The sequence below is a fragment of the Arthrobacter sp. 9MFCol3.1 genome (assembly GCF_000620385.1).
Taxonomy (GTDB): domain Bacteria; phylum Actinomycetota; class Actinomycetes; order Actinomycetales; family Micrococcaceae; genus Arthrobacter.
On record NZ_JIBJ01000004.1, the window covers coordinates 218241 to 244417 of the forward strand.

Sequence of the window (26177 nt, forward strand, 5' to 3'; positions counted from 1 at the left end):
ATCATGACTTCAGTCAATACTTTTGCGCGCCATGCCGCCGTCCTCGCCGCCGCATCCGGCCTGGTCCTGACCAGCGGAATGGCCGCCAACGCCGCCACCGCCCCCGTGCAGCGTGACTCCGCTCCGGCGTCGAACATCGACGTCACCGGACAGGTCAGCGCCCCCGTCAGCGCCGATTCAAGCGTCAAGATCAGCTTCGAGCGCCCCGCAGTGGATTCTGTTGCCGCGCCGGTCATCGAGAAGCCCGTTGCTCCGGCTCCGGCTCCCGCTGCAGCCCCGGCGGCAGCGCCCGCTGCAGCCCCGGTGGCAGCGCCCAAGGCGACCGTCCAGGTGCAGGCCGCTCCGGCAGCAGCGCCGGCCGCGGCGCCCGCTGCCGGCGGACGCAACGCCATCATGCTCTCGGCCGCCTACAGCCAGGTGGGCATCACCCAGGACTGCACCGCCATGGTGGAGAAGGCCCTTGGCGCCGCGGGCAAGCCCGTTGGCGACATCGGCCCCCGCGCGTTCCTTGGCCTTGGAGCCGTAGTGGCCACGCCTCAGCCCGGTGACATGGTGGTCCAGTCCGGCCACGTCGGCATCTACGCCGGCAACGGCCAGGTGGTCAGCGGCGGCATGAACGGCAAGAACCAGACCATGGTGCACCCGCTGTCGTGGCTCACCGCGACCGGCGGCGTGACCTTCGTCCGCGCCTAAGCCGTATGGCCCCGACCGGGGCCAGACAGTCCGGAAAGACCGGCGGTCGATTTCCCTTGGGGGCAAATCGATCGCCGGTCTTTCCTGTCTCTGCATGTTGGGGGTCCGGGCTCCCGGCGGCACCGCCTTTCTCCGGCACAGGATCCTCAGGGATTCCCGCTCGCACTGAGCGGAAGCGTCAACTTCATGACCGTTCCCTCGTCCCCGGTCGCGGCCACCTCGACAGTGCCCCCGGCAGCGACGGCAATCTCCCGGACCAAGGCCAGCCCGATGCCAAAGCTCCGCTGTCCCTGTGAGGTGCCGGTGCCGGCCGTCCGCACGAACCGGTCAAAGATCCGGGCCTGATCGACGCCGGTAATTCCGGTCCCCGAGTCCGCCACGGTGATCACGGCGCGCTTCTGCTCGATTGAGGTCATGATGGACACGCGGCCGCCCGGAGGCGTGTGGGCCAGGGCGTTGTCCGCCAGGGCCAGCACGGCACGGCGCAGCGCGTTCTTCTCGATCCGGGCCAGCGGCCGGGCATCGGCAGAGAATTCCAGGCGCACCTTCCGCTGCTCTGCCACCGGCTGGAGACTGACGGCGACGCCGGCGGCAGCATCGGCCAGGTCGGCAGGGGGTGCGGAGTGGGCCGGGGCCTCCGCGGTAGCCGCGAGGAGCAGTTCGTTGACAATCCCGGTCAGCGTCGCGGCGTCCTCCCGGATCCGGGCCAGGTCCTGGCTTTGCTTGGAGCCGGGCACAGTGTTGCGCTGGGCCAGCTGGATCCTGGTGTCCAAGATGGTCAACGGGGTGCGCAATTCGTGGCTCGCGTCCTGGACGAAACGCCGCTCCCTGGCCAGGGCCTCACTAAGGGGTCGGATGGCGCTGCGCGCGCTGAGCCACCCGACGATGCCGGCCAGCAGGATTCCCGCCACTCCGGCGATGATCATGGCTTCGAGGACATCCTTGGAATCCAGGTATGTGTAGGCCGCCCCGGCCGCCGCCGAACGCGGCACTTCAGGATGGGCCAGTTGGTTCGTGAGGTACAGCGCAGTGGCGGCGAGCAGCCCGAGAACCATGACCGCGCACGCGGCGCTGATCCGCAGCGCGACCTTGAGGGAGGCCTTGCGCAGGACGGAGTGGTCCGGATTTCCGCCGGCCGGCCGGCCGTCACTCATGAGCATCGCCGATCTGGTATCCGAGGCCGTGCACCGTGCGGACCACGGCTTTGGAGATCTTCCGGCGCAGGTGATGGACATAGGTATCGATCACGCCGGGCTGCTCCGAGGCGTGGAAGCACGCCGCGAGGAGCTCGTCCCGGGTGAAGACGCGGTCCGGTTCCGCGGCAAGGGCTGCCAGCAGTTGGCCTTCCTTCGCGGTCAGCGGCACCGTTTGCCCGTAGATGGAACGGACGGAGCGCTGCGTCGGGTCCAGTTCCCAGTCCCCGATCGCCACCGGTGCCGGGGCCGGGGGAGGGAAGGAGCGCGTCAGTGCGCGCAGGCGTGCTGCCAGCTCGCCGGCGTCGAACGGCTTGGTCACGTAATCGTTGGCGCCGGCGTCCAGTCCCCTGACCTTTTCGTCGGGATCGCCCAGTGCGGTCAGGATCAGGATGGGCGTGGCAATGCCTTTCGACCGCAAAGCCGTGATGAGGGCGATGCCGTCCATGGCGGGCAACCCGCGGTCGACGACCATGACGTCCCAGCTCCCGGTCAGCCCCTGGTGGAGGCCATCGCGGCCGTTGGTGACCAACTGGACCCGGTAGTCGGGGTCCAGGAGCTCGGCGATGAGCGGTCCCAGGACGGCGTCGTCCTCGACGAGCAGCAGGGAGGGAAGCTCAGCGGAAGTCATGTCAGCTATTCTTCCGCGGCCATTTCCTCAGTCCGCCGTCCGCCCCCGGGTTCCTCCGCCGTGTCGCCGGCGGCGTTGGCTGCGGATGCGGATGCGCCGCGGGAGTTGCGGCGGCGTTTGAGGAGCTGCACCACCCCCGGCACGACGGAGACGAGCACCATGGCCACGGCGATGGCGTCGATGTTCCTGGCGATGATGTCAAAGTGCCCCAGCCAGGTGCCAAGCATCGTCACGGAGGCCGCCCATGCCGCGGCGCCGGTGATATTCCACAGGGTGAAGGATTTGTAGTCATAGCGCGCGATCCCGGCGGTCAGGGGAGCAAACGTCCGGACCATGGGGACGAAGCGGGCCAGCACGACGGCGGCCCCGCCGTGGCGGCGGAAGAAGTCCTCCGTGGTGGTCAGGTGCGCTGTCTTCAGGATCCGGGCGTCGTCCTTGAACCAGCGCCGGCCAAATTTCCGTCCGAGCATGTAGCCGACCTGGTCCCCGGCGACCGCGGCCGCGGTGACGACGCCGATCAGCACGGGCAACGTCAGTTGCAGCTGCTGGTGCAGAAGGCCTGCGGTGAACAGCAGGGAGTCGCCGGGCAGGAAGGGAAAGAGCACGCCCGATTCGATGAAGACCATGAGGGCGATCACACCCAAGGCGGCTGGGCCCAACCCGGCGAGCAGGCTTGCCGGGTCCAGCAGGGACGGTGTTCCGGCGGCGGGGGCGGCCGGAAGGACGGCAAGAACGTTGAGGGCGGGCATTATCATTTCCCCTCAGCGCCCAGCGGCCGGCCGCCGGACGTCACCCGACGCCAATCCGCCATCCGCGGCGCACCACGGTTCCACAGTCCCGCGAGCAAGACCACGGCTGCGCTCGCAGCCAGGAATGACGCCGCGACGTCGGTGGGGTAATGGACGCCGATATACAGCCGTGACCAGGCTACGATCAGGGCCACCGCCGCCGCCCCGGCGGCCGTGACCTTGGCCCAGCGGGTTCCGCGGGCCAGGAAGTACACTGCGAATCCCAGTGCCACCGCAAAGGACACGTGGCCGCTTGGGAAGCTGTTGGAACCCGTTTCCGGCGCCAGGGGATCGAACAGCAGGGCAGGGTTGGGCCGCTGGCGGGCCACGATGAGCTTGAAGATTTCACTCGCCACCCAGCCGGATGATGCCACGAGGCCGAAAGCAACCGCCTTGGGCAGGCCGCCGCGGAACAGCCAGATGGACAGCGCCGTGGCGCCGATCAGCGCGAGGCCCGCCACCGGGCCAAACACAACGTTCAGGGCCATCGCGACGGCGGTCAGGGCGGCGGCGTGGTGATGGCTTAGGTCCTGATCGATCCCGAGCTCGGCGGCGCTAAAGCCGGGGGTCAGCTGCGCCGCCACGCCCAGCGCCACGACGGCGGCGGACAGCAGAATGCCCAGCACCAGCCAGTGGCGGATCTGGGGGAGGGCCCACAGCCGGGGCCCCGCGGTGGGAGGCAAGGCGTCGGGACGGCGCAGTACTCCACTGCGGCTCAGTGCTCCATCACCGCCCGGCGGCGTATCGCGCTTAACAGGGGCAGGTCCAGTCATGGGATCCTCCGGCTCGGGACAAGGGCGCCCGGACAGGCGACAACTTCCACTCTTCCGTCAGCCGTTTAAGAAATGCTTAAGAAAGTGGAGCAGAGATGGCCGCAGGGGGCCGCCGCGCCGGCTACGCGGCATAGCGCAGCAGCGCCACTCCGTTGCTGAAAGCCCGTGTCTCCAGCAGCCGGAGCTGGGCTCTGCTGTCCGCAGCCTTGAACAGTGGCCTGCCCCGGCCAATCAGTACCGGATGGACGTATAGCCAGTATTCGTCGATCAGCCTGAGCCGCCGGAAGGTATCGGCCAGTTCTGCCCCGCCGAGGGCCAGGTCCCCGCCCGGCTGCGCCTTCAGGGCCAGCACTTCTTCCGCCACCACATCCCGGACTACGGTGGTGTTCCAGTCGGCTGATGTCAGCGTCCGGGAGTAGACGATCTTGGGCATGTCCCGCCAGATCCGGGCGAACTCGGCGATCACTGGGCCGGCGGCTGGGTCCTTGTCCGCGGTGGGCCAGAACCCTTCCATCAGCTCGTACGTGACGCGGCCGTCAAGGAAGGCGCCCATGGTGCTCAACTGTTGGTTGAAGTGGCGGTGCAGCTCGTCGTCGACCATGTGCCAGCTGATGTCGCGGTCCGGGCCCTCGAAGAATCCGTCGAGGGACACCTGCATGGCCAGGACGATTTTTCGCATCTCCGCTCCTCACGTTTTCTCCACAGTACGCCGCGGCTTTGGATGGCAGAACCGCTTGTTCCCGGATACGTGCCCTTGCGCGGGATGCCGCAAGCGGGAAGAATGCTGGAAGTCTATGGCCCCACCGCGGTCAGTCACCTTCGGGGAAGTACGATGCCTGCGAACGATTCGAACAACAGCACGGGGCCGGTCCGGATGCCTGAGCCGACGCCGCGCCACTACCGCTCCGGCGGGCACCGGGCAAGCGACGGGTCCCAGCCCGGCCCGCGGTCCCTTGCCCGGCGTGAGGTGAGGATCCGGCAGCAGGGGAGGAGCCGGCGGCAGTATCTGATGGCGGCCGCCGTCGCACTTGCCCTTGTAGCCGCCGGCGGCGTCTATGCGGGCGTTCAGGCAGGGCTGCCTTCTGACCCGCCGGCCGCTGCGGCGACGGCGCCGGTCGCCGATGCCGGCCGGAACGTTCCGCCGGCATCTGACCTGCCCGCAACTGCTTCGCCCGTGGCGGGCACCGTCTCGGCGGCCGCCGGGAAACCGGCTGAGGTCCCCGCCGTGCCTGCCGTCGCGGTCCCGGCCATTGACCCTGAACTGGACAGCCAGATCAACGGGATCATCGCGGCCAACAGCGCCTATGCGCTGGGGGTGTCCTTGATCGATGTCTCCGACGGCGTGGTCCACGGCTATGGGGCCCAGGGCAAGTTTGTGGCCGCCAGCACGGCGAAGATCCTGGCCGCGTCGGCGTATTACCACCTCGTGGAAACCGGCCGCGCCTCGCTGACCGCCCGGATGGGCGCCTCGACGGCCGGCGCCCAGATCCGCCAGATGGTCCAGCAGAGCAACAACGATTCGTGGGCGCTGATCCTGCGGGCGGTCGGCCAGCGGGGCATCACGGAATACGCCGCGTCGATCGGGATCACCTACGACCGCACGGTCAACTTGCTGACGCCCGCAGAAATGGCCAGGACCCTCCAGCTGCTCTACACGGGACAGCTGCTCAATGCCCGTAACACCGCCCAGCTCCTGTCCTATATGCAGAACACCAACTTTGAGACACTGATCCCGCCTGCGGTTCCGCCCGGGGTAGGGGTTCACCATAAGTACGGACTGCTGTTCGGAAACCTGCATGACGCGGCCGTCCTGGACAAGGACGGCCGGGCCTTCGTGTTCGTCGTGTACACCCGGGGCAAGAATTACTCCGATATGGGCCCCCGCACCCAGATCATTCAGCAGCTCACCCGGACTGTGACCGCCGCGTTGTTCTGAGTCTGGCTGCCGTCAGACGGTCGCCGGCCCGGCGGCAGCGCGTTCCCTCTCGATGGTCTTCCTGGACTTGGCGAACCGGAGATAGAGGGAGGGCACGATGAACAGATTGAGCAGGGTGGAGGTGACCAGCCCGCCCAGGATGACGACGGCCATGGGGTGTTCAATTTCATGGCCCGGGATGTTGCCCATGACCACTAGGGGCACCAGGGCCAGCCCGGTGGCCAGGGTAGTCATGAGGATGGGCGAGAGCCGCTCCGCCGCCCCGCGCATCACCAGGGCGCGGCCGAAGGTTTGGCCTTCATAGGTTTCCAGATGCTGGCAGTGGTTGATCAGCAGGATGCCGTTGCGCGCAGCGATCCCCATCACCGTGAGGAAGCCGACGAGGGACCCGAGGGACAGGACGCCGCCGGTCATGTAGGCGGCTATGACCCCGCCCACCAGGGCTACGGGCAGCGTCAGCAGCGACAGGACTGCCAGCCGCCAGCTGCGGAAGGACGCCTGCAGCAGCAGGAGAATCAGCACAAGTGCCGCCGCGGAGTAGATCATCAGACGGTTCGTTGCCGCCTCGCGTTCGGTGTATTCGCCGAGCAGCTGCACGCTGTAGCCGGTGGGGAGCTCCAGGCTCTCCAGCCGCGATTTCAACTCACCGACCACGGTTCCCAGGTCCGCTCCGTTGGCCAGGAAGGATCCCACCTCGACACGGCGGGAACCGTTGGTGCGGTCGATCTGGTTCGGCGTCGCCTGTAGGCTCACGTCCGCGACGTCGGCGAGGCGAACCCGCGTTCCGCTGGGCGTGTCGATGGGCAGATCCTCGATGCTGGTGACGGAGGAACGGGTGGCCGGCGTACTCCAGACCTGGACGTCGTAGGCCCGGCCGTCCCGGAAGACGTCGCCGACTTCCTCGCCTGCCACGAGTGTCGCGGCCGCGCGCCGGACGTCGCCCGGTTTGAGGCCGTACTTCTGCGCCGCGGCCAGGTTAACCGTGACGGCGATCTGGGGGACTTCCACCTCCAGGGAGACATGCGGGTCCTCGGTGCCCTCGATCGAGTCCATGAGGGTCTTGACCCGTTGCGCCTGTTCCCGGAGCACGTTGAGGTCGTCACCGTAGACGCGGACGAGGATGGGTTCGCTGGCGCCGGTGATGACCTCTTCAATCCGCTCCTTCAGATAGGTCTGGACGTCACGGTGCAGCCCCGGGTAGCCGTTGACCACTTCCTCCACAGCGGCCACCGTCTTGTCGTAGTCAGCGTGGCGGTCGATGCTGATCCAGTGTTCGCCGGCATTGACACCGACGATCTCGTCCGCGGCGAATGCCTGCCCGATGTGCGTGCCGCAGTTCAGGACCCCGGGGACCTTGAGGAATTCCTCACAGCCGCGCTGGGAAATCCTGAACTCTTCGGCGGCAGAGGTTCCCGGTTCGGAGATCCAGTGCATCAGGAAGTCCCGTTCCTTGAACGTGGGGAACAGGGACGAACCCATCAGGGGAGCGAGGACCAGGCCCACCACCGCCAGAACGCCAAAGCCTGCGTAACCGAACCGGGGCCGGTTCATGGCCTTGGACAAGGCGGCGTGGTAGCCGCGTTTGAGCACCCGGACCAGCGGCGCATCGCGTTCTTCGAGTTTGGCGTTGCCCAGCAGAATCAGGGCAAGGGCCGGCGTCACTGTCAGCGCCACGAGCATGGAGGCCAGGACGGCCAGGGTGTAGGAGACGGCCAGCGGCCGGAAGAAGACGCCGGTCAGCCCTTCCAGGAAGAAGATCGGTACGGCGGCGACCACAATGATCAGGGTCGCGTAGACGATCGGGCTCCGCATCTCCAGGGAGGCTTTCAAAACCACCGATGCCGCAGATTCATCACTGCCCGCGGCGCGCCGCTGCCGTAGGCGGCGCATGATGTTCTCGACGTCGATGATCGCGTCATCCACCACCACTCCCACGGCGATGACCAGACCCGCCAGGACCATCGTGTTGATGGCACTGGACGTGAAGTAGAGCACCAGCGCGGCCGTAAGCAGGGACAAGGGAATGGCGACGATGCTGATCAGGGCCGTGCGCCACTGGAACAGGAACGCGACGAGGATCATGACGACCAACAGGCAGCCGAGCAGCAGCGCGACGCTGAGGTTTGAGATCGCCTCCTCGACGAAGCTGGCGGGCCGGAAGATCGTGGTGTCGAAGTTGATGCCGCTCAGACCCGGCTGCAGCTCGTGGAGGGCCTCCTCTACACCTTTGGTCACGTCCAGTGTGTTGCCCCAGGGCAGCTTCTCGACGATCAGCATAAGCCCGTGGCCGTTGTTGATCACGGCGTCACCAATCAGCGGCTGATGGTCCTCGACAACCTGGGCAACGTCGCCCAGATGCAGCGCCACGCCGTTCTTTTCCCGAATGGTCACCTGGGCCAGATCCGCGGGCGTCTGGATCGGCTGGACGTGGCGGATCCCCATCCTCTGGGTCGGACTGTCAATGAAGCCGCCCGTGCCGATGAAGCGTCCGGGCGAGTATTTCAGCAGCCCGGCGTCGAGGGCTCCGGCGGTGACTTCCATGACCTGGTTCAGGGAGACGTTCTGGGCCTTGAGCTTGGCAGGCTCCACCTGGACCTGCAGCATCTGGAGCCGCTCGCCCCAGATGGCCACGTTGGCCACCCCGGGGACCCGCAGGAGCCGGGCCCGGATGGTCCAGTAGGACAGCATGGACATTTCGATGAGCGAATGTTCCGACGACGTCATCCCGATCTTCATCACGCGGCTGGTCGCGGACAGCGGCTGCAGCATCACCGGCGGGGCCGCCCACGTGGGCAGCGCCGCGGTCACCGAAGCCATCCGTTCCGATACGAGCTGACGGGCGTTGAGCAGGTCAGTGCCCTGATGGAAGAGCAGCACGATCGAGGACAGCTGGGGTACGGACTTGGACCGGATCTCGTCCAGGCCCGGCATGCCGCTCACGGCGGCCTCGATCGGCACACTGACGAGCTCTTCGACTTCCTGGGCCGTCAACCCGAGGCATGCGGTCTGGATTTCCACCCGTGGCGGGGCGAATTCCGGGAAGACATCCACGGATGCGGCGCCCAACTGCAGGGAACCCAGCAGCATCACGGCGCATGCGAGGGCGACTACAACCGTCTTGAAACGGAGGCTGATCCCGATGAGCCAGCGCATGTCACTCGGCCGTATCGAATTCGGTGCCGAGAAGTTCCGCGGCACCTGTGGTGACTACCACGGTCCCTGCCGGCGGCCCGTCCGTCAGGACGGCAACGTCGCCGTTGATGCGCTGGACCGTGATGGATTGGCGGACGTAGACCCGGGGCTCAGGGTTGGTGTAGACCCATGCCTTGCCCGAGCTGTCGTACAGGATGGCCCCGTAGGGGACAGTGAGTTTCCCGGTCTGGGGGTCCACTGCGGTCACCGCCGTCGCGATCCCGACCCGTTCGACGGCGTGGTCGGTGAGGGTGAGCCGGTGAAGATCCGTGCCGGGGACTTCAGCGATCTCCGCCGGTTCGCCTTCGGACGGTGCGGCCTCCGGCGCCTGGGCGCAACCTGTGGCCGAGAGCGCCGTAAACACCGTCACGATCAGCGCAACGATGAAAACCGCGACCTTGTTGCCCCGCGGCGAAAGTGTGGAGTTCATGACGCATCCCGGCTTTCAGCTGGTGCGGCGGTGCCTTGGCCGGCCGGCGGGCTGGGTGCCTGCTGGGGCTCGAACCGAAGCAGCACAGCGGGCACCACGAACAGCGTGAAGAAGGTTGTTGTCAGCAGGCCGCCCCAGATGATCACGGCAAGCGGCAGGATGATTTCCGTTCCGACGACCCCGCCCAGCAGGACCAGGGGCACCAGCGCCAGCGCCGTTATCACGGTCGACATCAGGACAGGTCCCAGCCGCTCCCTGCTTCCGCGGACCACCAGCGCTTGCCAGGGGGCCGAAGCATTTGTTTCCCGCAGGCCCCGGACGTGGCCTGCCAGCAGAAGGGCGCCGCGGACGGCGATTCCCAGGACTGCGGCGAAGGCGACCAGGGCGACCAGCGCGTTGACGCCGCCGGTGGCCTGGGCGGCGAGCGCGCCGCCGGACAGTGCCAGGATCAGGCCCAGGAAGAGCGGGGCGGCGAGCCGCCAACTCCCCGTCGCTGTTTGCAGCAGGACCAGGATGCCGGCCGCGGCGACCGCCGCGAGCAGCCAGAGCCACTGGTAATTGCTTTGCTGCTGGGCGTACTGGGTGAGAATCTCGGCGTGGTAGGACATCGGGAATTGCATCTGCTGCAGGGCCGCGTTGATGTCACGCTGGATGTCGCCCAGGGGCCGCCCCTGGACGTCGGCCTTCACGTCAATGCGGCGCGAGGTGTCATCGTGCAGGATCACGGATTCATTCCCGACCATGGTCACCTGGGCGACGTCGCCGAGGCGGGCGTGGCCGCCGTTCGGGGTGTCGATGACCAGGTTGCGGACGCTGTCCAGGCTGCTGCGGGTGGCAGCGGCGCCCTTGACAATGACGGAGAAGACTTTCTGCTGTTCGTAAAGGTTGCCGACTTCAATGCCCTGCAGCAGGGCGGCGGCCGCGCGGCGGACGTCGCCGGGGACGACGCCGGCCTTTTGGGCCGCGGCGAGGTCCACCTTGACTTCCGCGATGGGCTGTTCGGCGGGCAGGTCGACGTGGGGATTGGCCACCCCGGCCGTGTGCTCCAGGATTGTTTGGACCTCCGCCGCCTTCTGCCGCAGGATCGCCGGGTCGAGTCCGAAGACCCGGACGGCGAAGCCGCTGTCGGCTTCATCCCGGATCTGGTCGATGCGTTCCTGCGGATAGGTGGAGACTTTGCTGGTCAGGCCCGCATAGCCGGCGATCACGCGGTCGACGGCGGCGGCCGTGTCGGCGTACGAGGCGTCCGGGGCGACGGTCACCCACAGCTCGCCGGAGCTGACGTCGCCGACCTGGTCGGAGGTGATCGCGCGTCCGATGTGTCCTCCAACGTTGGCCACCCCTTGCACCGTGCGCAGTTCGTCGGCTGCTGCCTCGGTGATCCGGCTCATTTCCTGGTCCGAGGTGCCGGCTATCGCGCTCCAGTGCACCACCAGGGTCTTGTCCGCCAGGACGGGCACCACGGGATGGGTTCCGGCCAGCTGGGGAGCGAGCGCCAGTCCGGCCAGCGCCACCACCGCGGCGGCGGCGAATACCCACCGGGTTTTCCCTGCCAAACGCTTCACATACCTGCCGTACGCGCCTTCAAGCCGCCGGAGGGACCGCCGCTCCGGGGCCTTGGATGCCGCCGGAAGGACGAACGCGAGGGCTGCAGTGACCGTGAGGGCGATGATCATCGAGACAACCAGGGCAATCAGGTAGCTCTGGACCAGAGGTCCGAACAGGGCACCGTTCTCACCGGGGATGAACAGCGCGGGCGTGAGGGCCAAAGCCATGATCAGCAGTGAGTAGAGCATTGGTGTGCGGGCTGCCCGCAGGGCGGCCGGGATCACTGAATCGCGCGGCTGCCTATCCTGTGCCGGCGTAGACTCCGTCCCGCCGTCGGAAGGTTCGCGGCGGGACCCGGTCTCGGCCCTCCGTGCCCGGGCGATGCCGCTGAGGTCTTCCGCGACGTCTCCCACGATGACCGCCAGGGCCAGCACCAGGCCGGCCATGACCATGGTGTTTATCCCGGTGCCGCGCCCATCGAGCACCAGCGCCGCCGCGGTCAGCGACACCGGGATCGTGATGAGGCTGATCAAGGCGGTGCGCCAGGATCGGAAGAAGGCCCCAAACATGGCGACAATGAGCAGCAGCGTCACCAGCAGGGCGGCGCCGAGCGTCCCGATCTCCTCGTCGATAAACGACGCCTGCCGGTAGACGCTGGTATCTATCGCGACGCCGGGCAGGCCGGGCTGGAGGGCGTGCAGGGCCTCTTCAACGCCCCGGGTCACGTCCATCGTGTTGGTCTCCGGGAATTTCTCGATGACCAGCAACAGCTCGGCTTCCTTGCTCAGCAGGGCGTCGCCGATCAGCGGCTGGTGATCCGTTGACACCGTGGCGACGTCTTTGAGCAGGAGATGGCCTGGCGCACCCTGGACGGGGACCTGGCCCAGGTCCTCCGGTGTGGTGATCGGCAGGACATGCTGGACCCCGATCCGCTGGTGGCCCGTCTCGAAGAAGCCGCCGGTGCCGGGTGTGGATGCCTCCAGGTAGCTCAGTGGCGAGACCCACACGGAGTTGCCGGTCGTCTTGATAATTTCGTCCAGCGTGACGCCCTTGGCTTCGAGCCGCGCCGGGTCCACCAGGACCTGGAGCTGCTGGTCGCGCTGGCCCCAGATCGCCACGTTGGCGACGCCCGGCACGGCCAGGAGCCCGGGCTTCATGGTCCAGCGGGCCAGGACGGACATGTCGATGGCCGACATGTCCTTGGAGGTCAGCCGGATCATCATGACCCGGCTGGTCGAGGACAGCGGCTGCATCAGCACCGGCGCCGCCGAAACGTTCGGCAGTGCGCGTGCCTGGGTCAGCCGTTCCGAGACCAGCTGGCGTGCGCGAAGGAGGTCCGTTCCCGGCTTGAAAACCATCTGGATCGAGGACAGGCCGGGGACGGATTTGGACCTGATGGCCTCCACCCAGGCGACCCCGTTCAGCAGGTCGGCTTCCATGGGTGAGGTGATGAGTTGCTCAACCTCGGCGGCCGACAGTCCCAGGGCTTCGGTCTGGATCTCCACCTGGGGCGGGGCAAATTCCGGGAAGGCGTCCACGGACATGCTCGGCAGGCTGGTGAGCCCGAGGGCGAGGATTCCCGCGGCCGCTGCCAGGACCAAGAGCCTGAACTGCAGAGTCCAGCGCACGATTGCACTCATCATGGCCGGTACCCCGCAAACTCCATGATGTTGCCCGGGCCCGCGGAGTGGCGACCACCGGGACGGCGTCGCCGGTGGCCCGGACCGACGAGCCCGGGAAGCGAGGAGGTCGGGCGACGCGGTCCGGCGGCGGAGCCGAACTCGGAGAAATGGGTGCTGAATGTTTTTTCTGCTGTGGAAAATGACCGGATGGTGTTCACGGCACGGTTCCTCGATCCAAGGCCATGGCGCCCCCCACCGTCAAGAGTCATAATGATCTTCGGGCACGCAGGCGTCAATAGGGATACAGGTGGTGGCCATGAAGGCAGTCGCAGGGGACCGCATCGTCATCCGGGGGACCACGGTCGAGTCCACGGACCGGCACGGATTGATCCTTGAGGTCAGGGGCGCCGATGGGGCGCCGCCGTACCTCGTCAGGTTCGATGACGGGCACGAGACGATCATGTTTCCCGGCGGTGATTTCGTCGTCGAACGGCCCGGGACCGGGCCCTAGGAGTTCGGGCCCCTAGGAGTAAGGCTCCAAGTAAGGGCCCCAGGAGTTAGGCCCCAAGGAGTAGGGCCCCGGAAACGTGGCCTTAGAAACTTGATGAGCTCCCGGACCCGGAGAAGCTTCCGCCGCTGGACCCGTACCCGGTGGTGGTGCCGCCGCCGCGCGCGCTGCTGACACTGCTGACGCCGCTGGTGAAGCCGGTGTTGAAGCTCGGGACTGAGAAGAAGTAGTAGGACGGGTACACCGTTCCGAGGATGCTTGGCTCGTATGTGCGGCCGTATCGTGCCTTCGCTCCCGCCTGAGCGCTGTCCATTTCCTCGCGCATCAGCCCGGCTTCCTTATCATTGCGGGCAAAGGCCTGGATCAGGGTGTCGGCGTGCTCCTTCAACAGCTCCGAGAGGTGGGTCCGGGCATCACGCAACCGGTCCAGCGCCGTTTCGGGTGTGATTGAGCCGTCCGCCAGTTCCGCCGACCAGCGCTCCATGTCACGGCGGCTTTCGTCGCGGAAGGACCTCAGGGCCGCCGCCGTCGCTGAGGTTCCCTCGGCGCGGCGCTGGCTCAGCAGGTCTTCCACGCCGTCCAGGTCACTGCGGAACGGCGCGAGCTGGCGGTCCCAGGCGGCAGGCCAGGACGAGCCTCGGTTGAGCAAGGCATTGGTATCGGCGATCACGTCGTCCAGCGCGTCGAGTTCGGCGGCGGTGTCGGCGTAACTCCGGACCAGTTTGAGGTTGGGCCGGCGGCTCAGGTCCCGGCTGCTGAGGGCGTGTACCTGGTTGGATAGTTCGGTGGCTGCACCGTAGTGGTTCACGAATGTGCGGTGTTTTTCGAGCACCGTGCCCCCGTACCGGGATGACTCGGGAATAGTGCTGGCGTTGAGCTCGGTCACCTGCAGGTCCATGCTGACATTGGCGTAGCTGGCGTCGCCCCGGGCCAGTTCCTTCCGGCTGGACACCCTGGTCCGCCACCGCACGATCAGCCATGCCGCGGCTGCGCAGACTGCGGCGGCCACTGCCGCCCAGGCTGTGACGAGGAAAGCCGTGGACCGGTACCACGGCTGGTTGATGAGTTCGGCACCGCGGCGGATCCCGGCAATGGTGCCCTCGGTCCACTGCGCATCGCGAAGGAGCTCCTTGGCGGCGTTCTGGATGTCCTCGCGCTGTTCAAGGGAGACCTTCCGGTCCTCGCCCATGTACGTCCCCACATGCCGGCCCACCGGGTCGAGGGCGAAGATGAACAGCCCGTCTGCCCATTTCTGCCCGTCGGCGCTGATCCATTCGGGATGTTCGGTGCGGGCGAACCTCAGGACTTCTTCGTTCAGATTGTCGGCGGCCGTGCCGTTGTACGTGTAGACCGCAACTTTGGTGGGCTCATAAAAGTCGGTGGCCTGTACCGCCGGCAGCAGCGTCCGCTGGTCCAATACCCCGGCGCGGTCTTCAACCACGACGGCGGTCGGCGTCACGGCGAGCGCCGCGGGGGCCCCGCCGAGAAGGCCGGCCATCAGCACAACCGCAGCGGCGAGGGCTTTGCGCATGAATCCCATTTTCCGAGCGTAGTGGCTGGCTTCGGCTGCGTCGACGCGGACGCCGCGGAAAGGGGACGAAAGACATCGTGACCGTGCGCTGGACCGGCGTCCATACTTGCGGCATGAGCCCGCAGCCTGAAGGACCGCCGGAGGAACCCGGCCCGGAGAAGCCGGGGGAGCCGCGCCGCACCAGGCCCGACCGGACCCTGCTGGCCATCCTGGCCGCGATCGCGGTGATCGTGATCATCGCGCTGGCAGTTGTCTTCACCCGCGGGGAACCTGCGCCCCTGGCCGAGTCAACGCCCGCCGGCGTCGCACAGCGCTATGCCGCCGCCGTCATTGCCGGGGATGAAGCGGCCGCCTCCGCCTACCTGACGCCAGCCGCCCGGAGCAAGTGCACACCCGACGCCCGCCCCACGGCCCGGAATTTGCGCGTCACGCTGGTATCCACCACCGAGCGGCCGGAATCCGCGGACGTGAGGGTGCTCGTCACTGTTTCCGAGCCGGGCGGCCCCTTCGGCAGCGCCGAATATCAGGTGGAGGACGCGTTCGACCTCGTTCGGTCGGGCAACGGCTGGCTGATCGACGCCGCACCCTGGCAGCTGACAGTGTGCCCGGGCCAGGTGAAGCAGTGAGCGCCCAACGGACTGTGCGCCGGCTCATCACCTACGCGCTGCTGTTCGCGCTGGTGGTGATCACCGCCGTCGGGCTCAGCGGACTGCTGGGCCGCCTGTTGGTGGCGGGGACGGAGCTGGCCTCGGACGACGTCGCCGGGCTCGCGCGCTCGCTGGCTTTCGCCCTGATTGGCGGGCCGCTCGCTGCCCTCTTGTGGTGGGCGGTATGGCGGCGGCTCGACGACCCGGAGGAGCGGTCCGCCATCGGCTGGGGTCTCTACCTGGCTGGCGCCTACCTGCTCGCCTTGCTCATCGCCGCCACCAACGTGCTGAACTCTCTGTCCTCGCTGATCGGCGGGCAGGGGCTGGAATGGCGGCTGTCGCTGGCCACCGGTCTGGTGTGGGCCGCGGTCTGGGCCTGGCACCGGTGGATGTGGCATAACCCCCGGAAGAATCCGACAGACCTGGCCGACGTCCCCACGGTGCTCGGCTCGGTGCTGGGGCTCGTGCTGGGCGTGGGCGGCGCCGTCTCAGCCCTATCCACACTGCTGGATGCCGCCCTGCGGGGAGCCGCGACTGAGGTGTCGGTGGGCAAGCCGTGGTGGGTTTCGGCGCTGCAATCCCTGGTCTGGGCCGTCGGCGGAACCATTATCTGGTGGTGGCATTGGAAGCACGACGGCGGCCGGAGGCTGCAGACCGGGCTGGCCGACGTCGCGCTCATCACGGTCGGGGTGCTCGGCGCCGGCATTCTCACCCTGGGCGGAGCCGGCGTCGCGCTCTTCGTGGTCCTTCGCCTGCTGTTCGACCGTTCCGAACCGCTGGAGCTCCTGCTGGAGCCCCTCGCGCCGGCTGTGTCCGCGGCCGCCATCGGCTGCCTCGTCTGGGTCTACCACCGCAACATCGCGCGCGGGCGCACAGAGGCAACGCTGCAGGGCGGCAGGCTGGTGACCTCCGGCGTCGCCCTGGTCGCGGCAGCGTCCGGGATCGGCGTGATCGTCAACTCGGTCCTCGCGATGACGGCGACGCCGCTGGCCGGCGCCGGGGCGCGGACGCTGCTGCTTGCGGGAATCAGCTCGCTCCTGGTTGGCGGGCCGGTCTGGTGGCTTGCGTGGCGTCCCGTGGAGCAGCCGGCGGCGACCGGCGCCGGACTGAACGCGCGACGGATCTACCTGGTGGCCGTGTTCGGCCTGAGCGCGGTGGTGGCGGTGGTCACGCTGCTGGTGATCGGGTTCCGGATGTTCGAGTTCTTCCTGGGCGAGGTCAGCGGTGGAAGCCTGGTGGACCGGATCCGCGCACCCCTGGGGCTTCTGGTCGCCACGGGACTCGTGTTCGGGTACCACTTTGCCGTGTGGCGGCAGGACCGCGCCGTACTTGCCGCGGCCGGTCCGGTCCGTCCGCGAACCATCGGCCACGTGTTCCTCGTGGCGGGATCCGACCCCGCACCGCTGCGGCGCGTCATCGACGAGGTCACCGGGGCCGGCGTCACCGTGTGGAAGCGGGCCGACGGCGCTGCTGGTGCTGCTGCCAGTGCTGCCGGCGTTGCCGGCGCTGCCGGTGGGGAAGCCGCGGGCGATGCCGGGTCCCCGGAGAACCGGTTGGCGGCCGCACTGGAGGGTGTGGCGGCGGCCCGTGTCCTGGTCGTTGCCGATCAGCACGGGGGGATTGAGGTAATCCCGCTGCAGGGCTGACCTGCCTGTCTGCGCCCGGTGGGGCCGATCACCCCCTAGGATTGCGGCATGTCTACCTACGAAGTTACCCGCAGCGCAGTCATTCCCGCACCGGCCGAGGACATCTTTCCGCTGGTCAACAGCTTCCGCGAATGGACCAAGTGGTCGCCGTGGGAGTCAGTTGATCCTGCCATGGAACGGAGCTACTCCGGCACCGAATCCGGGGTCGGCGCCAAGTACGCCTGGAGCGGGAACCGCAAGGCCGGCTCCGGCACGATGGAAATCGTGGACACCGCCGAGCCGCGCAACATCAAGATCCGTCTGGAGTTCACCAAGCCCTTCAAAGCGGTCAACCCCACTTCCTTCACGTTCACGCCTTCCGGTGACGGCACTCTGGTCACCTGGACGATGACCGGGGAGAACAAGGGCGTCGGCAAGGTCTTTGCCCTGTTCATGAATATGGACAAGATGGTCGGCGCCGACTTCGAAAAGGGCCTGGCCTCGCTGGCCGGCGCCGTCGCACAGCGAAAGGCCTGAGCGTAGCCGCCGGGGCCACCGCAGCATTCACGACGGAACTCATTCCCAGCAACTGTGCAGGGGCCTCGCGGGTTTTCTTGACCGCGGTGTGAAAGAGTGCAAACACTGAAGCCGCCAAGGCCACGCTGATCGGTCAATCAGAAAGCCGGAATCCATGAGCCGGACTGCCACGAAAACTCATCGGCGAATCGCCGCGCTGCTTGCTGCAGCAGTCCTGCTGGTGTCGGCAGCGGCGTGCGAGCCGGCGCCGCCGGGGAGCAACCCGGGTCCCACGGCCGGGGGCACGGCCACCACGGGGGCGGCGTCGAAGCCCGGGCACGTGTTCGTCATCAATCTCGAGAACAAGGGCTACAACAAGGTGTGGGGCGCAGGTTCTGAGGCCCCCTACCTGTCGCAGACGCTTCGCAGCCAGGGCGTCCTGCTTTCGAAGTACTACGGGATCGCCCACAATTCGAACCCGAACTACCTTGCCCAGATCTCCGGGCAGGCGTCCAACGCGATGACCCGCGCCGACTGCCCTACTTACGCCGCGTTTGAGCTGACGGGGACCGGCGCGTTCGGCTTGGCGGAGGGCACCGGCTGCGTCTATCCGGCCTCGGTCCCCACGGTCGCCGGGCAGCTCAGCGCCGCCGGCAAGACCTGGAAGGGTTACATGGAAGACATGGGCACGCCGTGCCGGCATCCCGAACTCGGCGGGCAGGACACCAGCCAGGGCGCCAAGGTGGGGGACCAATACGCAACGCGGCACAACCCGTTCGTGTATTTCCAGGCCATCACCTCGTCACCGGACTGCCAGAGCAATGTGGTGGACTTCAGCGAACTCCGCGGCGACCTCCAGTCCGTAGCCACCACCCCGAACTTGTCCTACATCTCGCCCAATCTTTGCAATGACGGCCACGACAACCCCTGCGTCGATGGCAGCGCAGGCGGACTGGCCACCGCAGACCATTGGCTGAGCCAGCAGGTCCCGGCCATCCTGGACTCCCCGGCCTTCCGGCAGGACGGGATGCTGGTCATCACCTTCGACGAGTCCGAGGGCAAGACAGTTGGGCCCTCAGGGTTGCTGCCCGGAGGGACGGCCGGCGGCAGGATTGGTGCGCTGGTCCTCTCGCCGTTCACGAAAGGCGGCACGACGTCGGACCGGGCCTACAACCACTTCAGCCTCCTGGCCAGCATCGAAGACGCGTTTGAGCTCCCGCGCCTCGGCTACGCCGGGGCGCCTGGGCTGAACGGCTTCGGCGGGGACGTCTTCAATGCGGGCTCCTAGCGGCAGGACCCGCCCGGCACGACCGACCCCTCAGGACCTACCCGGCAGGAGCGCCCGTCAGCTGGGCGCGGGTGCCGCACCGTTGCCGTTGCCATCCTGGCCATATTCGGCCGTGATGAGGATGGGAAGGTGGTCCGAGGCGCCCCGGGCCAGCGTCTCCACGCTTTCGATCTCGAGGCCCTGGGACGTGGCAAAGTCGAAATGGCCCTTGAAGACTTTGTACCGGGTGTAGGTCCGTCGGTCACTCATGGTGAGGTCGTAGCCGGCGTCTTTCATCTGCGCTGTCAGGGACTTGGTGAAGAACGGATAGTTGAAGTCACCCACCATCAGGGACATCAGTCCGCCGCCCATGCTGAGCAGCTCGGCGTGGGCGGCATGGATCTGGTTCCGGCGCAGTGAGTTGGACGCCGTCAGCGGCGCTGCGTGGAACGATGCGATGACGAGACCGTGGTCGGTCTCGTTGTCGGTCACCCGCGTGCCGATGAGCCGCTCGTGCGCGGGGGAGAGGACCCGGTCGTGCAAGGACTTCTTGAGGGCGAAGGTCTTGGTCTCGTAGGCGGTGAAACGGCTCATGCGGTAATAGATCGCCAGGCCCAGCCGGTTGCCCTTGGTGGAATCGGCCAGATGCAGATCCCCGATGGTTTCGGGCAGATCGTCCGTGTCGCACTCCTGGAGGCACAAAGCATCAATCTCGAAATCACGGGCCAGATCGACCAGCTCGCCGCTGGCCGCGTGCTTGCGGAGGTTGTAGCTGATGACTCTAAGCAGGGGGAGCACCTCTTCGGTGAATAGTCGTTAAAACCTCACCCGAGTCTACCCAGTCAGAGCGGATCGAGTGGGAACAAACGCAACGCGCGTCCCGGGTCTGCGCCGGACCGGAGCCGGAAACACAGCGGCCGGGAGCTGCGAAAAGCGCAGCAGGATAGTGTGTTCTGGAATCACCAGCCATGCGAAAGGGCGGACGTTGACTGCTGCACTACCGGATCTTGCCGAGGGCGATTTCTACTACGAGGTCCTGGGGGACGGGCGGTTCCGCTCCACCATCCACGCCCAAGGCGCCTGGAACGAACACGAGCAGCACATGGCCCCCGCATCCGGCATCATGGCCGACTGCCTGGCCCGGCATGAGCCCCGCGAGGATATGCGCATGGCGCGGCTCAGCTACGAAATCCTCGGGCTGATCCCCGGCGGTGAGTTCGAGATCGTGACCTCCACCCTGCGCCCGGGCCGGACCATCGAACTGGTGCAGGCCGAGCTCGTCGCCGGCGGGCGCACGGCCATCCGCGCCACGGCCTGGCGGATGATCACCTCGGACACGTCCGCCATCGCGGCTTTCGAGGATCCCCGGATTCCGGCCCCTGAGGACTGCGAGCCGTACGACGCCGCGGCCGTCTGGCCCGGCGGCTATATCGCCTCATTGCACATGCGGATCGCCGAGGGCCACCGGGCGGGCTCGGGGACAGTGTGGCTCCGCACCGACTATCCGCTGACCGACCGGGCGGACAGCGGCGACCTCGCCCGGCTGGTGGGCCTCGTGGACACAGCGAACGGCATTGCCGCCCGGGTCCCGCCGGGCAAGGGCAGCTACGCCTTCCCCAACCTGGACCTGCAGATCCACATGTACCGGCAGCCGGAGGGGGAGTGGCTGGGGCTGGACAACGAAGTCACGTTCGGCACGGACGGGATCGGGCTCACCTCCACGGTGTTGCATGACCTCACAGGCCCGTTCGGACGCGCGGAACAGATCCTGACGCTGCGCAAGTCCTAGTTCGTGTGGAAGACGAGCCAGCCGGCCAGCGTGGCCAACGCCGTGAGCACAGCTCCCCACAGGATGTCGACGACGATCAGCTGCCACGGCCACGTCTTGAGCGTGGCGGCATTTGTCAGGTCGTAGGTGGCGTAGCCAAACACGCCCAGCGCGGCACCGTAGCCCACAGCGCTGAGCCAGCTGCCGCCGTCGAGCGCTGGCGTCAGGGCAAAGAACACGATCCCGGCAATGTAGATCACGTAGAACACCACCGCGTAACCTAGATTGGGCTTGTCGGCCATCAGGCCACCAATCTGGCGGCGGTAGAACGGGTTCATCGTCTTGAGCCAGATGGCGTCGATGACGGCGAAGGCGGCGGCTACGACGAGGAATTGCAGAATGACCATAAGGGAGCATAACAACATGCCGCAGGCGCCTGCCGGGTCCCGGACACTGACGGTGGTGCGGCAGCAGGAATCGCTGGGCGCCGCGGCTGACCTCGACTTCGCGCTCGGGCTCCTTCAGAAGGTCAAGACCGGTTCACTCGGTCCCATCTTGCGGCTGTACCGGCCGGTTCCCACGGTCGCTTTCGGCCAGCGCGACGCGCACCTGCCCGGCTTCGAGGCAGCCGCCCACGCCTGCCGGCAGCTGGGCTTCGAGCCGCTGGTCCGCAAGGCCGGCGGCCGCGCGGCGGCGTACCACGAGCGAACGCTCGTCATTGACCACCTGGAACCCGATGCGGACGCGATAGCCGGGGCCAAGGGACGGTTTTCGCGTTTCGGCGAACTGCTCGCCGGGGCACTGCGCGACGCCGGCGTGGATGCCGGCGTCGGTGAGATCCCGGGGGAGTACTGCCCCGGGGAGTTCAGCGTGCACGGCAGCGACCCGGAGTTCCCCGAACACCGGATCAAGCTGGTCGGCACCGCCCAGCGCGTGGTCGCCGGTGGCTGGCTCTTCAGCTCCGTGATCGTGGTGGCGGACTCGGCCCCGATCCGCGCGGTCCTGGAGGCCAGTTACGCCGCCCTCGGCCTCGACTGGGACCCGGCGACGGCCGGCGCGGCCGATGACCTGGTGCCGGGCCTCGACGTCGATGCGGTCGAGGCCGCGGTGGTTGCCGCCTACGGACGCTACGCCCCGCTCAGCTACGCGGAGTTCTCGAGCCTGCGCTGAGTGCGCCCGTCAACCGGACCCGGCCGGGCGGCGTCCCTCCGCCGGTGCTAGGACGCTGCCCAGGTTTCGGTACTTTGCCAGGCGCCGGGGCAGCAGTTCGTCGACTCCTGCCTTAGAGAGCGCGGCGAGTTCGTATTCGATGGCGCGGCCGAGGCGGCTGCAAAAGGCCAGAGCCTCGTCGGCGGCATTGGGGCGTTCGTCCACGATGTGCTCCACGAGTCCGTTGGCGTGCAGCGACGCGACGTTGACGCCCTGGGCCTCGGACATGGCCGCGGCGAAGCCGGTGCTCCGATGGACGATGGCGCTCGCGCCTTCTGGCGGCAGGGGCGACAGCCAGGCGTGCTGCGCGGCGATGGTGCGGTCCGCGGGCAGGAGGGCCAGTGCCCCGCCCCCGGCCCCCTGCCCGAGCAGCACGGACACCGTGGGTGCGTTGATCCCGATGAGGTCGTGCAGGGAGCGGGCGATCTCGCCGGCCAGGCCGCCTTCTTCGGCTTCCCGGGACAGGGCGGCGCCGGCGGTGTCGATGATGGTGACCAGCGGCAGCCCGAGCTCCTCGGCGAGGCGCATGCCGCGCCGGGCCTCCCGGAGGGACGCCGGCCCCATTGCCGTCGGCCGGTCGGCCCGCGGCCGGGTGTGGCCGATCACGACGCAGGATTCCCGGCCGAAACGGGCCAGGGCCAGCTGAAGGCCGGGGTCCTTTTCGCCCTGGCCGGTGCCGTTGAGCGGGAGCACGTCCCGGGCCCCGTGCGCCAGCAACTGCCGGACATCCGGCCGGCGGGGGTCGCGGGAGATGCCGATCGACTCCCAGGCACCGGCGCCGGACGGCTTCACGGACAGCGTGGCGGGCCCGGGCACCGTCGGGCGGGGGCCGGTGACCAGGATGCCCAAGGCGCGGTCGACGACGTCGGACAGCTGCGAGGGCGGGACCACCGCGTCAATCAGCCCTTTGTCGAAGAGGTTCTCGGCCGTCTGGACGTTCTCCGGGAACGGGGTGGCGTGGAGGGCCTCGTAGACCCGGGGTCCGAGGAAGCCGAGCAGGGCGCCGGGCTCGGCGGCGGTGATGTGGCCGAGGGACCCCCACGAGGCCATGACGCCTCCCGTGGTGGGATGGCGCAGGTAGACCAGGTAGGGCAGCCCGGCGTGGCGGTGGGTGCGGACGGCGGCGCTGATCTTGACCATGGAGAGGAACGCGACGGTCCCTTCCTGCATGCGGGTCCCGCCCGACGCCGGACCGGCGAGGAGGGGCAGGCCCTCGCGGGTGGCCCGTTCGACGGCGGTGACGATCCGTTCCGCGGCGGCCTGCCCGATGGAGCCGGCAAGGAACCGGAACTCGCTGACGATCACGGCCACCCGGCGGCCGCGGATAAGGCCTTCGCCGGTGAGGACGGACTCGTCCACACCGGACTTGGCCCGGGCGGCGGCCAGTTCCTGCCGGTACCCGGGGCCGGGATCAGGGTCCAGCACGGGAGTGTCCCAGCTGCGGTAGGACCCGGGATCGAGGACCTCGGCGATGAGTTCGGTGGCGTCCAGGTGCCGGACCTTCTGCTGGGTCAGCATGCCCGGGAACCCTTCTGGCCTGTGACTGTCGCCGCACCGGCCCGGGTGCCGGCTGTCAGCCCCAGCCACCGCCGGATCTGCTCCCCGTCCTGGTCCAGCAGCGGCGGTGCGGTGTGGGACGTTAACGTCGTTTCAGTGGTGCCGGCGGCGCTGAAGAACCGCAACGGCGGGCCAGGCAGCGCCACGGTCCCGAGGATCTTGTGCTCGACGTCGATCACCAGACCCTGCGAGTGGACCTGTTCCCATTCGTAGACTTCGTCCAGGGTTCTGACCTTGCCGGCCGGGACGCCGGCGGCGTTGAGTTTGGTGAGCAGCGGCTCCGCCTCAAAATCGGAGAACACCCGCTCCACCTCTTCGATGACTTTCTCGCGGTTGCGCACGCGGTCCGCATTGGTGGCGAACTCCGGCCGCGCGGCGTCGATCCCGAACGTCGACGCGAACGTTCTCCAGAGCTTTTCGCTTCCCACACTGATCTGCACCCTGCCCTGCCGGCAGTGGAACAGTCCGTAAGGGGCGATGGACGGGTGGTGGTTGCCCTGGGCCTTGGGCACTTCGCCCGCAACAGTGGCCCGGGTGCCCTGGAAGGCGTGGACCCCGATCAGGGCCGCGAGCAGTGAGGTGCGGACGATCTGGCCCTGGCCGGTCCGCTCACGCTGGAGCAGCGCCGCGAGGGTGCCGAACGCCCCGTACATGCCGGAGAGAAGGTCGGCGATGGGGACCCCGACCCGCTGCGGATCGTCCGGCCCGGGTCCGGTCAGCGACATCAACCCGGCCTCGCCCTGCAGGATTTGGTCATAGCCGCTGCGTTGGGATTCGGGCCCGTCGTGCCCGAATCCGGTGATGGAGAGGACCACCAGCGCCGGATTCAGGGCATGCATCTGCGCAGCGGAGAACCCGAGCCGGTCCAGGACTCCGGGACGGAAGTTCTCGATGACCACGTCGGCGCGTTCCAGCAACTCACGCAGCACTGCCCGCCCGTCGTCGCTCTTCAGGTCCAGGGCAATGGATTCCTTGTTGCGGTTGCAGGAGAGGAAGTACGTGGCCTGCGGATCATCCTCGGGGCCCACGAAGGGCGGACCCCAGCCGCGGGTGTCGTCTCCGGTGCCGGGGTTCTCCACCTTGATCACCCGCGCGCCGAGGTCAGCCAGCATCATCCCGGCGTGCGGGCCGGCGAGGGCACGGCTCAGGTCCACCACGAGATAGCCGGTGAGGGGGCCTTCGGCGTCGGGCAGGGATTCGGTGCTCATTGGCGTGTTCCTTCTCTGGTCAGTCTTTGCGGGCTCTGGTCGGTCTTGGCGGGTGCGGCGGTGTGCTCGCCCCGGCTGGTTGATTTGCCGGCTACATCCAGCGGTCACATCCAGCCGGGGACTACCATGACCAGCCAGGCGATGGCCGGCCCGACGGCGACGACGATGCCGCTGTAGGCCAGGATCTGCTTGTAAAACCTGTCCTTGTCCACGTCCTCTGGCGCGTTGGCCAGCACCAGGGCGCCGTTGGTGGAGAACGGGGACACATCCACGATCGTGGAGGCCACGGCCAGGGCGGCGATCACGCCGACGGCGCCGACCTCGCCGGTGGCCAGGAACGGCACCGCCAGTGGAATGAGGGCCGCGAGGATGGCGGTGGAAGAGGCGAAGGCCGAGACGATGGCGCCGATGTAGCAGATCAGCAGGGCGGCGAGCAGGGGCATGCCAAGATCCGCCACGCCGCCGGACACGAAGGCGATGGTGCCGGCTTCCTCGAGGACGCCCACGAAGGTGAGCATGCCGCAGATGAGCAGGACGGTGGACCAGCTGATCTTGTTGACGGCGCCCTTCTGCGCTGCGGGGGACACGAGGGCGAGGACGATTGCGATGGTGATCGAAACGAAGCCGACGTCCACCTTGAATCCGAGCGAGATGACGGCCAGGGCGATCAGGCCAAGGATGGTGATGAGCTGGGGCACGGATGCCCGGGCACCGCTGGCCGGGGGCGCACCGGACCCGGCAGGACCGGCTGCCGGGGATGCACCGGAGCCTGAGGTGCCTTTGGCCGAGACGCCGGCCGCGGAGATGTCGGATCCGGATCCCTGCAGCGTGACGCCGGCCGCGCGGGCACCCACGCTGACGGACATGCGCTTTTCTGCGGCCTGTTCCACCAACCGCCCGCCCGGGGTGGACAGCAGTTTGCCGCCGCCGAGGACGACAAACAGCACCAGCGCGATGGCCAGGTTGAAGAGGAAACTCGCCAGGAAGATCGCCATCGGGTTGGCATCCAGCTCCGTCTTGGCAATGATGCTGTTGACGGTGACGCCGTAGACGGCGATGGGGGAGAAGCCGCCGGCCTGCGCGCCGTGGATCACCATCATGCCCATCATGAGCGGATTGATTTTGTGTTTGGCGGCGAAGCTCAGGGCGATCGGCGCGATGATGGCCACGGCGGCCGGGGAGAGGGCGCCGACGGCGGTAATCACCGCGGTGATGCCGAACATGACCCACGGGATCAGGGCAACCTTGTTGCCGACCAGCCGGACGGCGCCCCGGACCAGCAGGTCGATGGTGCCGTTGTTTTGCGCGATGGCGAACAGATAGGTGACCCCGACGATGGTCAGGAACAGGCCGCCGGGGAAGTTGGCCAGGATCTCGTTGGTGGACATCCCCAGCACCACGGAGCCCAGCAGGAAGGCGCCAACAAAGGCTAAGGCGCCCATGTTCAGCGGCAGCACCGTGGCCAGAAGGAACATCACCGCCAGGATGATGATGGACAGGACGGGAGCGGACATCGTTGTTCCTCCGGATCGAAG

At 67.8% G+C, this 26177-nt stretch carries 23 protein-coding genes; 9 read left to right on the plus strand and 14 right to left on the minus strand.

The genetic code is table 11. The features are described from left to right. Positions 1-3: 3 nt before the first annotated feature. Positions 4-693, plus strand: coding sequence for a hypothetical protein (locus C560_RS0103805; RefSeq protein WP_026537187.1), 690 nt, complete (start codon positions 4-6; stop codon positions 691-693). A 146-nt stretch (positions 694-839) separates the two neighbouring features. Here the strand turns inward: C560_RS0103805 and C560_RS0103810 are convergent, their stop codons facing one another. From C560_RS0103810 to C560_RS0103830, 5 genes are all read right to left on the minus strand, one after another. Next, positions 840-1847 (minus strand): sensor histidine kinase, encoded by a 1008-nt coding sequence (locus tag C560_RS0103810; RefSeq protein WP_026537188.1) that lies wholly within the window; start codon positions 1845-1847, stop codon positions 840-842. Continuing rightward, the gene (locus tag C560_RS0103815; protein ID WP_026537189.1) at positions 1840-2517 is read right to left on the minus strand and encodes a response regulator transcription factor; all 678 of its coding nucleotides are present in this window, start codon (positions 2515-2517) and stop codon (positions 1840-1842) included. Before C560_RS0103815 ends, C560_RS0103810 begins: the two co-directional genes overlap by 8 nt. A gap of 5 nt (positions 2518-2522) precedes the next feature. Further along, entirely contained in the window at positions 2523-3266 is a 744-nt protein-coding gene (locus C560_RS0103820; protein ID WP_026537190.1) for a DedA family protein, read from the minus strand. A 2-nt stretch (positions 3267-3268) separates the two neighbouring features. Beyond that, positions 3269-4078, minus strand: coding sequence for a phosphatase PAP2 family protein (locus tag C560_RS0103825; RefSeq protein ID WP_231494254.1), 810 nt, complete (start codon positions 4076-4078; stop codon positions 3269-3271). Between the two features lie 121 nt (positions 4079-4199). Further along, entirely contained in the window at positions 4200-4757 is a 558-nt protein-coding gene (locus tag C560_RS0103830; protein ID WP_026537192.1) for a dihydrofolate reductase family protein, read from the minus strand. A gap of 153 nt (positions 4758-4910) precedes the next feature. Here C560_RS0103830 and C560_RS0103835 point away from each other — a divergent pair, with 153 nt between their 5' ends. After that, positions 4911-6014, plus strand: coding sequence for a serine hydrolase (locus C560_RS0103835; RefSeq protein ID WP_231494255.1), 1104 nt, complete (start codon positions 4911-4913; stop codon positions 6012-6014). 12 nt (positions 6015-6026) lie between these two features. Here the strand turns inward: C560_RS0103835 and C560_RS0103840 are convergent, their stop codons facing one another. From C560_RS0103840 to C560_RS0103850, 3 genes are read right to left on the minus strand one after another with little or no spacing between them, the layout of a single operon-like run. Continuing rightward, positions 6027-9167, minus strand: a complete 3141-nt coding sequence (locus C560_RS0103840; RefSeq protein WP_026537194.1) for an efflux RND transporter permease subunit — start codon at positions 9165-9167, stop codon at positions 6027-6029. A gap of 1 nt (position 9168) precedes the next feature. After that, positions 9169-9636: a hypothetical protein gene (locus C560_RS0103845; protein WP_026537195.1), complete on the minus strand. Its 468-nt coding sequence runs from the start codon at positions 9634-9636 to the stop codon at positions 9169-9171. Next, positions 9633-12827: an efflux RND transporter permease subunit gene (locus C560_RS0103850; protein ID WP_231494256.1), complete on the minus strand. Its 3195-nt coding sequence runs from the start codon at positions 12825-12827 to the stop codon at positions 9633-9635. The genes C560_RS0103845 and C560_RS0103850 overlap by 4 nt, the downstream gene beginning before the upstream one ends. Positions 12828-13122: 295 nt before the next feature. On the opposite strand from C560_RS0103850, the gene C560_RS0103855 reads away from it, so the two are divergent. Beyond that, complete coding sequence (locus C560_RS0103855) at positions 13123-13317, plus strand: DUF1918 domain-containing protein (protein WP_043422568.1); 195 nt, start codon at positions 13123-13125, stop codon at positions 13315-13317. Between the two features lie 82 nt (positions 13318-13399). Here C560_RS0103855 and C560_RS0103860 read toward each other — a convergent pair whose 3' ends face one another. Further along, complete coding sequence (locus C560_RS0103860) at positions 13400-14854, minus strand: DUF5129 domain-containing protein (RefSeq protein ID WP_026537198.1); 1455 nt, start codon at positions 14852-14854, stop codon at positions 13400-13402. Between the two features lie 104 nt (positions 14855-14958). On the opposite strand from C560_RS0103860, the gene C560_RS0103865 reads away from it, so the two are divergent. From C560_RS0103865 to C560_RS0103880, 4 genes are all read left to right on the plus strand, one after another. Next, a complete protein-coding gene (locus tag C560_RS0103865; RefSeq protein WP_026537199.1) occupies positions 14959-15471 on the plus strand; it encodes a hypothetical protein in 513 nt (170 codons plus the stop codon). After that, positions 15468-17138, plus strand: coding sequence for a DUF5671 domain-containing protein (locus C560_RS0103870; RefSeq protein WP_081801611.1), 1671 nt, complete (start codon positions 15468-15470; stop codon positions 17136-17138). Before C560_RS0103865 ends, C560_RS0103870 begins: the two co-directional genes overlap by 4 nt. Before the next feature lie 48 nt (positions 17139-17186). Beyond that, the gene (locus tag C560_RS0103875) at positions 17187-17654 is read left to right on the plus strand and encodes an SRPBCC family protein (RefSeq protein ID WP_026537201.1); all 468 of its coding nucleotides are present in this window, start codon (positions 17187-17189) and stop codon (positions 17652-17654) included. 154 nt (positions 17655-17808) lie between these two features. Next, positions 17809-18921 (plus strand): phosphoesterase, encoded by a 1113-nt coding sequence (locus C560_RS0103880; RefSeq protein ID WP_026537202.1) that lies wholly within the window; start codon positions 17809-17811, stop codon positions 18919-18921. Between the two features lie 57 nt (positions 18922-18978). Here C560_RS0103880 and C560_RS0103885 read toward each other — a convergent pair whose 3' ends face one another. Then, positions 18979-19698, minus strand: coding sequence for an endonuclease/exonuclease/phosphatase family protein (locus tag C560_RS0103885; RefSeq protein ID WP_026537203.1), 720 nt, complete (start codon positions 19696-19698; stop codon positions 18979-18981). A gap of 187 nt (positions 19699-19885) precedes the next feature. Between C560_RS0103885 and C560_RS0103890 the strand changes: the two genes are divergently transcribed. Beyond that, entirely contained in the window at positions 19886-20689 is an 804-nt protein-coding gene (locus tag C560_RS0103890; RefSeq protein WP_026537204.1) for a thioesterase family protein, read from the plus strand. Here the strand turns inward: C560_RS0103890 and C560_RS0103895 are convergent. Beyond that, a complete protein-coding gene (locus tag C560_RS0103895) occupies positions 20686-21075 on the minus strand; it encodes a DUF2177 family protein (protein ID WP_018773221.1) in 390 nt (129 codons plus the stop codon). The genes C560_RS0103890 and C560_RS0103895 overlap by 4 nt on opposite strands. Positions 21076-21091: 16 nt before the next feature. Here C560_RS0103895 and C560_RS0103900 point away from each other — a divergent pair, with 16 nt between their 5' ends. Next, entirely contained in the window at positions 21092-21838 is a 747-nt protein-coding gene (locus tag C560_RS0103900) for a lipoate--protein ligase family protein (RefSeq protein ID WP_026537205.1), read from the plus strand. Positions 21839-21847: 9 nt separating this feature from the next. On the opposite strand, the gene C560_RS0103905 is transcribed toward C560_RS0103900, so the two are convergent. The 3 genes from C560_RS0103905 to C560_RS0103915 form a co-directional block, all read right to left on the minus strand. Beyond that, entirely contained in the window at positions 21848-23395 is a 1548-nt protein-coding gene (locus C560_RS0103905) for a carboxyl transferase domain-containing protein (protein WP_026537206.1), read from the minus strand. Beyond that, positions 23389-24642: a CaiB/BaiF CoA transferase family protein gene (locus tag C560_RS0103910; protein WP_026537207.1), complete on the minus strand. Its 1254-nt coding sequence runs from the start codon at positions 24640-24642 to the stop codon at positions 23389-23391. The genes C560_RS0103905 and C560_RS0103910 overlap by 7 nt, the downstream gene beginning before the upstream one ends. A 104-nt stretch (positions 24643-24746) precedes the next feature. Further along, positions 24747-26156, minus strand: coding sequence for an SLC13 family permease (locus C560_RS0103915; RefSeq protein ID WP_026537208.1), 1410 nt, complete (start codon positions 26154-26156; stop codon positions 24747-24749). Positions 26157-26177: the final 21 nt, after the last annotated feature.

Coding starts and splice junctions, on each gene's coding strand:
- C560_RS0103805 (WP_026537187.1), top strand. CDS start 4: ATGACTTCAGTCAATACTTTTGCGCGCCATGCCGCCGTCCTCGCCGCC.
- C560_RS0103815 (WP_026537189.1), bottom strand. CDS start 2,517: ATGACTTCCGCTGAGCTTCCCTCCCTGCTGCTCGTCGAGGACGACGCC.
- C560_RS0103865 (WP_026537199.1), top strand. CDS start 14,959: ATGAGCCCGCAGCCTGAAGGACCGCCGGAGGAACCCGGCCCGGAGAAG.
- C560_RS0103845 (WP_026537195.1), bottom strand. CDS start 9,636: ATGAACTCCACACTTTCGCCGCGGGGCAACAAGGTCGCGGTTTTCATC.
- C560_RS0103830 (WP_026537192.1), bottom strand. CDS start 4,757: ATGCGAAAAATCGTCCTGGCCATGCAGGTGTCCCTCGACGGATTCTTC.
- C560_RS0103915 (WP_026537208.1), bottom strand. CDS start 26,156: ATGTCCGCTCCCGTCCTGTCCATCATCATCCTGGCGGTGATGTTCCTT.
- C560_RS0103850 (WP_231494256.1), bottom strand. CDS start 12,827: ATGATGAGTGCAATCGTGCGCTGGACTCTGCAGTTCAGGCTCTTGGTC.
- C560_RS0103835 (WP_231494255.1), top strand. CDS start 4,911: ATGCCTGCGAACGATTCGAACAACAGCACGGGGCCGGTCCGGATGCCT.
- C560_RS0103880 (WP_026537202.1), top strand. CDS start 17,809: ATGAGCCGGACTGCCACGAAAACTCATCGGCGAATCGCCGCGCTGCTT.
- C560_RS0103855 (WP_043422568.1), top strand. CDS start 13,123: ATGAAGGCAGTCGCAGGGGACCGCATCGTCATCCGGGGGACCACGGTC.
- C560_RS0103900 (WP_026537205.1), top strand. CDS start 21,092: ATGCCGCAGGCGCCTGCCGGGTCCCGGACACTGACGGTGGTGCGGCAG.
- C560_RS0103825 (WP_231494254.1), bottom strand. CDS start 4,078: ATGACTGGACCTGCCCCTGTTAAGCGCGATACGCCGCCGGGCGGTGAT.
- C560_RS0103875 (WP_026537201.1), top strand. CDS start 17,187: ATGTCTACCTACGAAGTTACCCGCAGCGCAGTCATTCCCGCACCGGCC.
- C560_RS0103820 (WP_026537190.1), bottom strand. CDS start 3,266: ATGCCCGCCCTCAACGTTCTTGCCGTCCTTCCGGCCGCCCCCGCCGCC.
- C560_RS0103905 (WP_026537206.1), bottom strand. CDS start 23,395: ATGCTGACCCAGCAGAAGGTCCGGCACCTGGACGCCACCGAACTCATC.
- C560_RS0103860 (WP_026537198.1), bottom strand. CDS start 14,854: ATGGGATTCATGCGCAAAGCCCTCGCCGCTGCGGTTGTGCTGATGGCC.
- C560_RS0103910 (WP_026537207.1), bottom strand. CDS start 24,642: ATGAGCACCGAATCCCTGCCCGACGCCGAAGGCCCCCTCACCGGCTAT.
- C560_RS0103810 (WP_026537188.1), bottom strand. CDS start 1,847: ATGAGTGACGGCCGGCCGGCCGGCGGAAATCCGGACCACTCCGTCCTG.
- C560_RS0103840 (WP_026537194.1), bottom strand. CDS start 9,167: ATGCGCTGGCTCATCGGGATCAGCCTCCGTTTCAAGACGGTTGTAGTC.
- C560_RS0103895 (WP_018773221.1), bottom strand. CDS start 21,075: ATGGTCATTCTGCAATTCCTCGTCGTAGCCGCCGCCTTCGCCGTCATC.